We start from the raw sequence: 12,118 nt of genomic DNA, 5'->3' as shown, positions 1-12,118 counted from the left end.
AGCTGATGGGACAGACGACCGAACCCGTACTCGACATCAGAGGATTGCGAACGATCTTCCGTACCCGCGGCGGCGAGATCACGGCGGTCAACGATATCGACCTGACCGTTGCCGCCGGCGAGACGCTTGCGCTCGTCGGCGAATCCGGCTCCGGCAAGTCGGTCACCAGCCTGTCGGTCATGCGGTTGCTCACCCGCAATATCGGCGTGATCGCCGCAGGCAGCATCCGCCTCGCGACCAGCGGCGGCGCGGTCAGAGATCTGGTTTCCCTCGACGAAGAGAGCATGCGCAGGATCAGGGGCGACGACATCGGCATGATATTCCAGGAGCCGATGTCGAGCCTCAATCCCGTTTTCACTATCGGCGACCAGATTGGCGAGCCGATTCGCATCCATCGCGGCGCCGACCGCAAGGCGGCGATGGACGCAGCCGTCGCATTGCTTGAAAGCGTCGGCATACCGGACGCTCGACGCCGTGCCGGCCAATATCCGCACGAACTGTCGGGCGGCATGCGGCAGCGTGCGACGATCGCCATGGCGCTCGCCTGCGATCCGGCTCTGCTGATCGCCGACGAGCCGACCACGGCGCTCGACGTGACAATTCAGGCGCAGATTCTCGACCTGCTTCTCAAACTGCAGCGCGAGCGCGGCATGGCCATGCTCTTCGTCACCCACAATCTCGGAGTCGTCGCCGAAATCGCCCACCGCGTTGCGGTGATGTATGCCGGCCGGATCGTCGAAGAAGGGCCGGTCGGCGAGGTTTTCCGCAATCCCAAGCATCCCTACACGATGGGCCTTCTCGCCTCCATGCCGCGCCTTGGCGATGCAGCGCGGATGAAACAGGCCGGCGAAAAGCTCGCCGCCATTCCCGGCATGGTCCCGAGCCTGATGAACATCCCGAGCGGCTGCGCCTTTTCCCCGCGCTGCAAATTCGCGATCGATGCCTGTCGCGTCGCGGTTCCCGCGCTCGAACAGGTCAATTCGCAGCACCGCAGCCGCTGCATCAGATGGAAGGAGATCTAGATGAGCGCACCGCTGCTCTCCGTCCGCGACCTTTCGAAACATTATACCTCCCGTGGTACGCGGCTGAACATTCTCCAGAGCATCTCCTTCGATATCGGCAAGGGTGAAGTGGTCGGGCTTGTCGGCGAATCCGGCAGCGGAAAGACCACGATCGGGCGTTCCATCCTTCGCCTCGTCGAGCCGTCGTCTGGCAGCGTCCGCTTCGACGGGACGGAACTCACAGCGCTTTCCGCCTCCGCGCTCAGACGGCAACGGCCGCGCATGCAGTATATTTTCCAGGACCCCTTCGCCAGCCTGTCGCCGCGCATGACGATCGGCGAGATCCTGACAGAAGGCCTGAAGATCCAGGGGATCGGCACCGCCCGTGACAGGCTCGAACGGGCGCGGTCGGCACTGGCCCAGGTCGATCTGCCCGCCGACGCGATCAATCGCTACGCGCATGAATTTTCCGGCGGCCAGCGCCAGCGCATCGGGATCGCCCGTGCGTTGACGTTGTCACCCGAATTCATCGTCGCCGACGAGCCGGTTTCGGCGCTCGACGTGTCGATCCAGGCGCAGGTGATCAACCTGCTGCGCGACCTGCAGCAGCGGCTTGGCCTGACCATGCTGTTCATCTCGCATGACCTCGCCGTCGTCGAATATATCTGCGACCGGGTGATCGTGCTCTATCTCGGCCGCATCATGGAAGTCGCGCCGAGTGCCGATCTCTATGCGAGACCACAGCATCCCTATACGCGCGCCCTGCTCTCGGCGATTCCGTCGCCCGATCCGGATGCCCGCCGCAACAGGCAGATCCTGAAAGGCGATATTCCAAGCCCGGCCAATCCGCCGAGCGGATGTGTCTTCCGCACGCGCTGTCCAAGCGCGCTCGATGCCTGCGCCGGTACGATCCCGCAATTGCGGGAAGTCGCTCCCGGCCACCTCAAGGCCTGCATCCGCGACGACCTCAACTGATCCGCCATCCACCGGAGACAATAGATGAACGCGACGACGCCACATCCCGCCATCGGCGGAAACTGGGCGAGCCTGCTTCTACCGATCGGAGCCGATGACAGCATCGAATTCGACAAGCTCGGTGAAGAGATCGATATCCTCATCGATGCCGGCGTCGATGGTATTTATTCGAACGGCACTGCCGGCGAATTCCACAATCAGACGGAGGAGGAGTTCGACAGTATCCAGGCAATGCTGGCCGAACGCTGCAAGGCTTCCTCTATGCCATTCGTCATCGGCGCCTGCCAGCCCGATCCGCTGATCATGCTCAATCGGGTCCGCCGCGCCGCCGCGCTCGATCCCCGCGCCATTCAAGTCATATTGCCGGACTGGTGGCCGCTCAACGATGACGAAGCGGTCGACTTCCTGAAACGAGCAGCCGACGCTGCCGACGGAATTCCGCTCATCCTTTATAATCCGCCGCATGCAAAACGGGTGCTGGCGCCAAAGGCGCTGGGCATGGTCTGCGCGGCGGTGCCTGAGGTGATCGGCATCAAGCTCGCCGACGGCGACGACTCTTGGTATGCGGAGGCACGTGAACGTCTTTCCGGTCTGTCGCTCTTCGTTCCCGGTCATCATCTCGCAACCGGCATCAAACAGGGCGTCGCGGCAGGGTCCTTTTCCAATGTGGCCTGCCTTAGCCCCCGCGGCGCTCAGACCTGGACGGTCTCCATGCGAAACGATATCGACGCCGCACTCGATCTGGAACGACGCATCTGCGCGTTCATGGACGCGCATATCGTCCCCTTCCGCCACGACCTTGGTTATTCGAACGCCGCTCTCGACAAACTCTTAAGTGCGATCGGCAATTGGGGACCCGTCGGCACCCGTTTGCGGTTCCCCTATCGTTCGATAGACACGGCAGAAGCGGTCAGGTTGCGACCTATCGCACGCTCCGAACTCCCCGATCTTTTCCCCTGAATTTGCTTAAAGAGCGGGCATGGCACGAAACAACCTGCGTTGGCTCGCCTTGATGGGCGTCGAACCGAAGAGACAAGGTCCGATATGGCGCAGGACGAAAAGTTCTACCATCCCAGCCGGGCCGATATCTTGCTGGAGGCCTCCTTCAGCAGAACGATGAAGCGGTCGACGTCGCTTTTTTGCGTGCGGAAGGCCGGGGCGCCGACATTCACCGCGGCGATCACGGATCCGTCGAATGCCAGAACCGGCACTGAGACGGAGACAAGTTGATCGCTCACTTCACCATAGCTCACACAAAATCCCTGGCGGCGGATTTTATCCAATTCAGCAATCAACTTGCCACGATCCGTGATCGTGCGCTTGGTCAGCCGCGGCAAAGTTTCGGGGATCATTTGCAACTGCACCTGGGGCTGGAGATAGGCGAGAAGCACCTTGTACGAGCCCGCCGTGAGCGGCCGTCTTCGACCGATCATCGCCTGCACCCGCAAGTCGCGCATCGGTTCGAACTTTGCAATGCACAGGGATTCCCCATTGTCGATGATCCTGAGCTGGGTCGTTTCGTTCGCCTTCTGACCGACTTCTTCAAGGATAGGATTGGCTATTCGCACCAGATCAACCTGTGTCGATGCAGCGGTCCCGAGAATGATCGCAGTCGTCCCCAGGCGGTAAGTGCCTGTCTCGCTCTTCCGCACCAGGCCGCGCCGTTCCAGTGTGCGTAACATGCGCAAAATTCTCGGCTTGGTTTCCCCGAGGTTCTGCGCCACCTCAGTCAGTCTGATATCCGGGTTTTTGGCGACATTCAGCAATACCTCGATGCAGACATCAACCGATTGCACGATATCGCTTTTTGATGGTTGTCTTTTGTCCATGGGACAAGAATTTTCTCCGCGACCAGAGCCGAAGGATTGGCATAATTTCAGGTTACGCCTATCGTAACGCACTTGTTTTCCGTTTGACAGTCCCGTTGAGGGCCCCTTACCAATTTGTGTCAAGAGTGGACGGGAACCTGCTCGTACCGACCAGCAGGGTCGGCCTAAAAACGCTAAACCGGGATGGAAGAAATGGCCGCAAAAACATTAACGCGGGCAGCGATCGGGCTGCTTGGAACGATTGCTATTCCTGCAATGGTCGTCGCACAGGAAACCCCGCTGACGATCGGGATGTCGACGACGCCGACGACGCTCGATCCCCATGAAGACAGTTCGGCTCCCAACAATGCGACCTCGCGCCATATCTGGGACAGCCTGATAAACCTCACGGGAACGTCGGCAAATGCGCCGGAACTCGCCACCGAATGGAAGGTCATCGACCCGACCCACTGGGAATTCAAACTGCGGAAGGGCGTGAAATTCCATGACGGCAGCGAGTTCAACGCCGATGACGTCATCGCTTCGCTTCTGCGTGCCCGCGACAAGCCCAGCCAGAGCTTTGCTTCTTACACCCGCAATATTGTCAATGTCACGGCCACGGATCCCTATACCATCGTCGTCGAGACGAAGGTTCCGGATCCGATCCTGTTGAATTCCGTCAGCCGAATTCGCATTATCAGCGCCGATTGCAAGGAGGCGCCTGTCCAGGATTTCGACAACGGCAAGTGTGCAATCGGAACCGGGGCCTATTCCTTCGTCTCCTATTCGCCAGGCAGCAGCCTGACCTTGAAGCGCAATGACAGCTATTTCGCTGGACCCTCGCACTGGTCGAACGTCACGCTGCGCTTCCTGCCCGATGACGGCGCCCGTCTGGCATCGCTTCTTTCCAACGAGATCGACATTGTCGAAACCCTTCCTGCCGATGGAATGGCACGCGTGGAAGCGAGCGATAATCTGCAGATCATCAATGGTCGGTCTTCCCGCTTTGTTTATCTTGGCCTTGATGTGAGCCGCGATGTTTCGCCTTTCGTGAAGTCTGCGGATGGCTCCGATCTCGGCAAGAACCCGCTCAAGGATGAACGGGTGCGTCGCGCAATGCTGATGTCGATCAACCGGCCGGCAATCGTCGACCGCGTCATGCAGAAGAACGGCACGGTGGCCGACCAATTCGTCGCCCAAGGCTATGCGGGCTTTTCCGAAAAAGTCGAGAAGGTGGGCTATGATCCCGCTGCCGCCAAGGCGCTTCTGGCCGAGGCCGGTTATCCCGACGGCTTCAGCCTGACCCTGCATGGCCCCTCTGGCCGTTACGTCAAGGATGCCGAAGTTCTGCAGGCGGTCGGCCAGATGTTCACGCGCATCGGCATCAAATCGAAAGTCGAGGTCCTGCCTTGGTCGATGTATTCGGAAGCCTATTCAAAGGGCACCTACAGCACCTATTTCGGCTCCTGGGGTGTGAACACCGGTGAAACCACCAATCCGACTGTTGCGCTGGTCGCAACGCGCGACGAGAAAAAGGGGACCGGCAGATATAACGGCGGCGGCGTGTCCGATCCGAAGATCGACGAGGTGCTGGCCAAGGCCAGTTCGACGCTCGATGAAGCTGCACGCGCGCCCCTTCTCGAGGAACTGTCGACCGAGACCTTCAACAACCTCTGGCTCCTCCCGATGCACTACGAAAACGTCGTGCTGGGCGCAAAGAAGACCGTGTCCTACACCCCGCGCGGCGATAAATATACGCTCGCCTACGACGTAAAGCCGGCGGACTAATGCATGCCGTCCAAAAGCGTGCCGCGGTTTTGGGACAAATAAGATTTGAAGTGCGTCGCGTCGATCCATTCGATGCGACGCGGTTTAAAACAGCAGCATGGGGCCGCACCAAGGCCGTCCCTTTCTTCATCTCCCAGGAGACATTCATGCAGGAACTTGGAACGGGCGAAGCCGTCGCCCGGGCGAAGGCCATCTATGACTATGGCCAGACGGCCATCTTCGCCTCTCAGGCCGATCCCCGCCTCCATATGGTGCTTTATGTGCCACCGACGGCGGCAGACGGCCGCAAGCTCGACCTCCTGGTCGCGGTCCACGGCACCGGGCGCACGTCGGCCATCGACTTCCGCGACGGTTTTGCCGAATTCGGGCTCTACAACGACTGTGCAATCCTTTGCCCGATCTTCCCGGTCGGCGTTCTCGGCGACGGTGCGCGTTCCGGCTACAAGTTTCTTGAGGAAGGCGACATCCGCTACGATCAGGTCGTCCTTGCCATGGTCGCGGAGATGGCCGACAAATACCGCCAGGACTGGTCCAAATTCGCCATGTTCGGCTTCTCCGGCGGCGGGCATTTCGTGCACCGTTTCGCAATCCTGCATCCGGAAAGGCTCTGGGCGGCATCGATCGGCGCACCTGGTTCCGTCACCCTTCTGGATCCGACGCGTGACTGGTGGGTCGGCATTCGGGATCTGGAGGCGCGCTTCGGCAAGGCCTTCCAGCCCGAATATCTCGCCATGGTGCCGGTGCATATGATCGTCGGCGACGCCGATCTGGAAACCTGGGAAATCACCCATAAGCCGGGTGGCAAATACTACATGGATGGCGCCAACGACGCCGGCAAAACGCGGCCGGAGCGCCTTGCCGCCCTGGCGGGCTCATTCCGCGAAGCGGGTGTCGATGTGACGTTCGATCGTGTTCCAGGCGTCTCTCACGACCGGATGAAAGTTCTCGGCCACGTCAAGGCCTTCCTGGCAAAGGTGCTGGAGGGGCGGCGCGCGAAATGAGAAATGCAACGATCGTAGCGCCTCAGCCGGAGGCAGTCGAAGCCGGTGCGGAAGTTCTGGAACGCGGCGGCAATGCCATCGACGCAGCACTCGCCTGTGCCTTCGTCCAAGGTGTGGTCGACCCGCAGATGGCCGGCATCGGCGGCTTCGGCTCCATGCATGTCTACATGCCGAAAAAGGGCGTGCACGAGATCCTCGAATTTTATGCGCGGGCGCCGTTGAAGGCTGCGCCGGACATGTGGCTCGACAAGATCAAGCACCAGAGCCGCGACGGTTTCGGCTATGTGCTTGAAGGCAATATTTCCGATATCGGCTATCTTGCCGTCTGCACCCCCGGCTCGCTCAAGGGCTATGAGACCGCGCTGCGCGACTACGGCACCTTCGATTGGGCCGATCTCATCAAGCCGGCTATCCGCCTTGCCCGTAACGGTTTCATGATCCGAAACCATATGCACTGGTATTGGGCCAAGGACCAGTCGAATGACGGTTTTGCCAACACGCTCGACAAGCTGCGCTTTTCTGCAACGGGCCGGAGAACCTATTTCCACGACGACGGTACGCTCAAGAACGTCGGCGACCTGCTCGTCAACAAGGACATGGCAGAGACCCTCGAACGCATCGCGCGAAGCGGTGGCTCGGACATCTTCTATCACGGCGAACTGGCCGAACAGATCGCCGGCGATTTCAAGGCAAATGGCGGCTTGATCGATCGGGAGGATCTGGCGCGTTACGAATTGTCGAAGGTAGAACCGGTTTGGGGCGACTACCGCGACAACCGCATCGCCACCTCGCCTCCGCCAGGCTCGGGCTTTCCGATGCTGGAACTCCTCCATATCATGGAGCAGTTCGACGTCGGCTCGCTGCAGCATGGCAGCGCAGAACATGTCCGCATCCTGTTCGAGGCCATGAAGCGGATGACGATCGACAAGGACGCGCATATGGGCGATCCCGCCTATGTCGACGTGCCCTATGAAAAGCTGCTGTCGAAAGAGCATGCAAAGGCGCATGCTGGCGCGATCAAGGCAGGTGAGATCGCCAGCGTATCGCGCCTTGATGGATCGCAGCGCGACACCACGCATATCTCGGTGATCGACAAGGACGGCAATGCCGTCGCGATGACCCACACCCTCGGCAGTCCCTCGGGCGCGATCACCGACGGCCTCGGCTTCATGTACAATGGCACGATGAGCCGCTTTAACCCGGTTCCCGGTAAGCCCGGCTCCATCGTGCCCGGCAAGCGGCGTCCAAGTTCGGCTGCGCCGACGATCGTCTTCAAGGACGGCGAGCCCAGCATCGTCATCGGAGCGCCAGGCGGCAGCTATATCGCGCCCGCGGTTGCGCAATGCCTGATGAACATGATCGATTTCGACATGTCCGTGCTCGAAGCCGTCTCGGCGCCGAGGATCGTAGGGGTGTCAAACACGATCGACATCTGCAATCGCATTCGACACTCTGTCGAAGACGAGCTTCGGGCGCAAGGCTATCAGGTGGCGCGGTCGCCGCAGACATATGCGTTCGCCGCAGTCCACGCGATCAAGATTGACGGCGGCATCTCGAAAGGCGCGGCCGATCCGCAGCGCGACGGGATGGCCATCTCCGTCGCCTAGATTCAAAGTGTTACAGCGTCCTTTGCGGTTCTCGAAAAGACGCGCGGCGCTGTAGGGAGAGGTTCAATGGTCACATCCATTATCAGGCGGTTGATACAGGCGCTCTTCGTCATTGTCGCGATGACGATCATTGTCTTCATCGGCGTCAATGTGATCGGCAACCCGGTCGACATCCTCATCAACCCGGACGCCAATCAGGCGGAGCGGGCACTCGTCATCGCGCATTACGGTCTGGATCAGCCGCTGTGGAAACAGTATCTGCTGTTTCTCCAAGGACTTCTGCACGGGGATTTCGGCAACAGCTTCGTTTATGGGCGGCCGGCGCTGGGTCTGATCCTCGAACGTCTCCCAGCGACGCTCGAACTGGCGATCACGGCTCTCGGCATCGCGCTGCTGTTTGGCTTGCCGCTTGGGCTGTATGCAGGGCTCTACCCCAATCGGATTTCCTCCAAGCTCATCATGAGCGGCTCGATTCTGGGCTTCTCGCTTCCGACTTTCTGGGTCGGTCTCATGCTGATCATGGTGTTTTCCGTCGAGCTCGGCTGGTTGCCGACGAATGGCCGCGGCCCGACGCAGGAGCTGCTCGGCGCACAATGGTCGTTTCTGAGCGCAGACGGCATCCGGCACCTCTTATTGCCGGCCTTCAACCTGGCTCTGTTCAAGACGTCGCTCATTCTTCGGCTGACCCGTGCCGGCGTGCAGGAGGTCCTTCCCCAGGACTATGTGAAGTTTGCCCGCGCCAAGGGATTGCGAGAGCGGCGGATCATTTCCGTGCACGTTCTCAAGAACCTGATGATCCCGGTGGTGACGATTATCGGTCTCGAGTTCGGGTCACTCATCGCCTTTTCGGTCGTCACCGAAAGCATCTTTGCGTGGCCGGGCATGGGCAAGCTCATCATCGACTCGATCAACCTTCTCGATCGCCCCGTCATCGTCGCCTACCTGATGATGATGGTGCTGCTCTTCGTCGTCCTCAACTTCATCATCGACATCTGTTATACCCTTCTGGATCCGCGGGTCCGGCTGGAAGGAAAGGCTTGACCCCATGGCCGAACCACACACGCAAGACACAAGCGCTCTAACGCCCGAACCCAGTCGTCTGTCGAAAGGGATCGCGGATTTCTTCAGCTCACCGGCAGCTGCGATCGCCTTCCTCACGCTGGTGATCATCTGCTGCCTGGCGCTGTTTGCGCCATGGATCTCTCCGCAAAATCCCTATGATTTGATGCAGCTCGACATCATGGATGGACGACTGCCGCCGGGGTCTGAATCCATGACCGGGCTCGTCTATCACCTCGGTACCGACAGCCAGGGCCGCGATATCCTGTCCGGCATCCTCTATGGGCTGCGCACCTCTTTGCTGGTGGGTGTTCTGTCGGCTTTCGCCGCTGCCATCATCGGAACCTCAGCCGGCTTGTTCGCCGCTTACATGGGAGGGCGCACGGAAACCGCGATGATGCGGCTCGTCGACCTGCAGCTGTCGTTTCCCACAATATTGATGGCGCTCATGATGCTCGCCGTGCTCGGCAAGGGTGTGCCCAATGTCGTGATCGCACTGATCATCGCCGAGTGGGCGACCTATGCCCGCACGGTCCGCGGCACCGCTCTGGTCGAGCGCGAGAAGGAATATATCGAGGCGGCCCGGATGCTGCGCCTGCCCGGATGGCGCATCCTCTTCAGGCACCTGCTGCCGAACTGTCTTGCGCCGGTCATCGTCATCGCCACGATGCAGATCGCGAGGGCAATCGGCCTCGAAGCAACCTTGTCCTTCCTCGGTCTTGGTGCATCTGTGACCGAACCCTCGCTCGGCATGCTGATCTCGACGGGCTACCAGTATCTTCTGACAGGCCTCTACTGGATCAGCTTCTTTCCTGGCATTGCCCTTCTGGTCACGATCGCGGCGATCAATCTCGTCGGTGACCGGCTGCGCGATGTGCTCAACCCAAGGAACATGTCATGACCCCATTGCTGCAAGTGAGCAATCTTGTCACCGAATTCGGCGGCGGCAGGGGACGCCCCAGCCTTTGCGCCGTCAATGATGTGTCGTTCACGGTGGAGCGCGGCAAGGTCCTTGGTCTCGTGGGAGAATCCGGATCCGGAAAGTCGGTGACCGGCTTCTCGATCATGCGGCTCCTCGATAAACCCGGCCGAGTTGCCGGCGGCCGGATCATCTTCGACGGCGCCGACATCGCGAAATATTCGGACGAAGAGATGCGGCAGCTGCGCGGCAAGCGGATCGCCATGGTATTCCAGGATCCGACGATGACGCTCAACCCGGTCCTGACGGTCGGGACGCAGATGGTGGAAGCCGTTCAGGCACACGACCGCGTCTCGAAGGATGCCGCCCGGCAGCGGGCGCGGGATGCTTTGGCGCTGGTTGGAATACCAAGCCCTGAAGAAAGGCTTGCCGCCTATCCGCATCAGTTTTCCGGCGGAATGCGCCAGCGTGTGGCGATTGCCATCGCGCTTCTTCACAAGCCGGACCTTATCATCGCCGATGAACCGACAACGGCGCTTGATGTGACGATCCAGAGTCAGATCATTTCCGAATTCCAGAAACTCACCGAAGAGGGAAATACGGCGGTGATCTGGATCACGCACGATCTGGCGATCGTCTCAAGATTGGCCGACGAGATCGCCGTCATGTATGCCGGCCGCCTCGTCGAGACCGGACCGGTGGGCAAGGTTCTGACCGATCCTCACCATCCCTACACGGCCGGTCTGATCGCGTCCGTTCCTTCGCAAAACAGACGCGGAGAGCCCCTTCACCAGATCCGCGGCATGACGCCGGCCATCAACCGCCTCCCACAGGGATGTAGTTTTCGTACGCGCTGTGATCGGGCAACTGACGGCTGTCTGGTCATGCCGGCGCTCATGCCGGAAGGCGATCGCTCCTTCCGCTGCATTCATCCCGTAACGAAAGAGATGGCATGATGACCGCGACCGCCGCGCCCCTGATCGAAGTGAGGAACGTGTCGCAGCGCTTCGGAGCCAAGCCCGATTTGGCCGCCAAGATCGCGCTCAAGCTCAAACTGGCCAAACCCGCGCCTGTCGTTCACGCGCTTGATAACGTCAGCCTCAGCATTCGGGCCGGAGAGGTTGTCGGCCTTGTCGGCGAAAGCGGCTGCGGGAAGTCGACGCTCGGCCGCGCCATTGCAGGGATCACCTCGCCGAGCCAGGGCCACATTCTCTGGAAGGGGATGGATCGAAGCGCCATGTCGAAAGGCGAGCAGCATCAGTTTGGTCTCGCCAGCCAGATGATATTCCAGAACCCGATGGCGGCTCTCAATCCGCGCATGACCGTCGAGGAGCTTATCTGGGAGGCGCCTCGAACGCATGGGCTTGCCCGCTCGGCGGAGCGCGACGCCTATGTCGACAGATATTTGATGCTGGCCGGTTTCGACCCGGCCATGAAAAAGCGATACCCGCACCAGTTTTCCGGTGGCCAGCGGCAGCGCGTCAATATTGCGCGCGCGCTCGCCGTGCAGCCGAAATTCCTCGTCTGTGACGAAAGCGTCGCGGCGCTCGACGTTTCTATCCAGGCTCAGGTCATCAACCTGTTCATGGAACTTCGTGACAAGCTTGACCTGACCTACTTGTTCGTCAGTCATGATCTCGGCGTTGTGGAACATATTTCCGACCGCGTTGCGATCATGTATCTCGGCCGCATCGTCGAAGAGGCGCCCGTCGAGGAGGTTTTCAGGCGGCCCAATCATCCGTACACGAAAGCGCTCTTGGCCGAGGTGCCGCGCATCGAACCCGGCAAGCGACAGTTCAAACCCGTCGATGGCGAACTCCCCAGCCCGATAAACCCGCCGAAAGGCTGTCACTTTCATCCGAGATGCCCGTTCGCGATGGACCGCTGTCATCTGGAAGTGCCGGTGAAAAAGGAAATTGCACCGGGGCATTTGTCGGCTTGCCATCTCAATGATGAATGA

The 12,118-nt window shown here is 60.3% G+C and carries 11 protein-coding genes; 10 read left to right on the top strand and 1 reads right to left on the bottom strand.

Annotation, left to right across the window (positions count from 1 at the left end; genetic code table 11):
• The first annotated feature begins 5 nt into the window (after positions 1-5).
• Genes U5G49_RS27360 through U5G49_RS27350 form a run of 3 tightly spaced genes read left to right on the top strand, consistent with a single transcriptional unit; the run spans position 6 to position 2,936 of the window.
• The gene (locus U5G49_RS27360) at positions 6-1,022 is read left to right on the top strand and encodes an ABC transporter ATP-binding protein (protein WP_193444919.1); all 1,017 of its coding nucleotides are present in this window, start codon (positions 6-8) and stop codon (positions 1,020-1,022) included.
• Positions 1,023-1,976, top strand: coding sequence for an ABC transporter ATP-binding protein (locus U5G49_RS27355; protein WP_193444920.1), 954 nt, complete (start codon positions 1,023-1,025; stop codon positions 1,974-1,976).
• Between the two features lie 24 nt (positions 1,977-2,000).
• Positions 2,001-2,936, top strand: coding sequence for a dihydrodipicolinate synthase family protein (locus U5G49_RS27350; protein ID WP_168278746.1), 936 nt, complete (start codon positions 2,001-2,003; stop codon positions 2,934-2,936).
• Positions 2,937-3,040: 104 nt separating this feature from the next.
• Here the strand turns inward: U5G49_RS27350 and U5G49_RS27345 are convergent, their stop codons facing one another.
• Positions 3,041-3,805, bottom strand: a complete 765-nt coding sequence (locus U5G49_RS27345; RefSeq protein WP_168278747.1) for an IclR family transcriptional regulator — start codon at positions 3,803-3,805, stop codon at positions 3,041-3,043.
• Between the two features lie 192 nt (positions 3,806-3,997).
• Between U5G49_RS27345 and U5G49_RS27340 the strand changes: the two genes are divergently transcribed.
• The 7 genes from U5G49_RS27340 to U5G49_RS27310 all read left to right on the top strand — a co-directional run bounded on the left by U5G49_RS27340 (position 3,998) and on the right by U5G49_RS27310 (position 12,118).
• A complete protein-coding gene (locus tag U5G49_RS27340; RefSeq protein ID WP_193444921.1) occupies positions 3,998-5,572 on the top strand; it encodes an ABC transporter substrate-binding protein in 1,575 nt (524 codons plus the stop codon).
• A 146-nt stretch (positions 5,573-5,718) separates the two neighbouring features.
• Positions 5,719-6,573, top strand: a complete 855-nt coding sequence (locus tag U5G49_RS27335; RefSeq protein WP_168278751.1) for an alpha/beta hydrolase — start codon at positions 5,719-5,721, stop codon at positions 6,571-6,573.
• Positions 6,570-8,180 carry a gamma-glutamyltransferase gene (ggt, locus tag U5G49_RS27330; RefSeq protein WP_193444922.1) on the top strand — a complete coding sequence of 537 codons (1,611 nt, stop codon included), beginning with the start codon at positions 6,570-6,572 and terminating at the stop codon, positions 8,178-8,180. The genes U5G49_RS27335 and ggt overlap by 4 nt, the downstream gene beginning before the upstream one ends.
• 66 nt (positions 8,181-8,246) lie before the next feature.
• Positions 8,247-9,221, top strand: a complete 975-nt coding sequence (locus U5G49_RS27325) for an ABC transporter permease (RefSeq protein ID WP_193444923.1) — start codon at positions 8,247-8,249, stop codon at positions 9,219-9,221.
• Between the two features lie 4 nt (positions 9,222-9,225).
• Positions 9,226-10,140, top strand: a complete 915-nt coding sequence (locus tag U5G49_RS27320; RefSeq protein WP_018444632.1) for an ABC transporter permease — start codon at positions 9,226-9,228, stop codon at positions 10,138-10,140.
• Entirely contained in the window at positions 10,137-11,114 is a 978-nt protein-coding gene (locus U5G49_RS27315; protein WP_193444924.1) for an ABC transporter ATP-binding protein, read from the top strand. The genes U5G49_RS27320 and U5G49_RS27315 overlap by 4 nt, the downstream gene beginning before the upstream one ends.
• Positions 11,114-12,118 (top strand): ABC transporter ATP-binding protein, encoded by a 1,005-nt coding sequence (locus U5G49_RS27310; protein WP_246289105.1) that lies wholly within the window; start codon positions 11,114-11,116, stop codon positions 12,116-12,118. Before U5G49_RS27315 ends, U5G49_RS27310 begins: the two co-directional genes overlap by 1 nt.

The sequence above is a fragment of the Rhizobium indigoferae genome (assembly GCF_034554815.1).
GTDB classification, from domain to species: Bacteria; Pseudomonadota; Alphaproteobacteria; order Rhizobiales; family Rhizobiaceae; genus Rhizobium; species Rhizobium leguminosarum.
The sequence above is the reverse complement of the archived record's forward strand: the minus strand, read 5'-3'. Positions and strand labels throughout refer to the sequence as shown.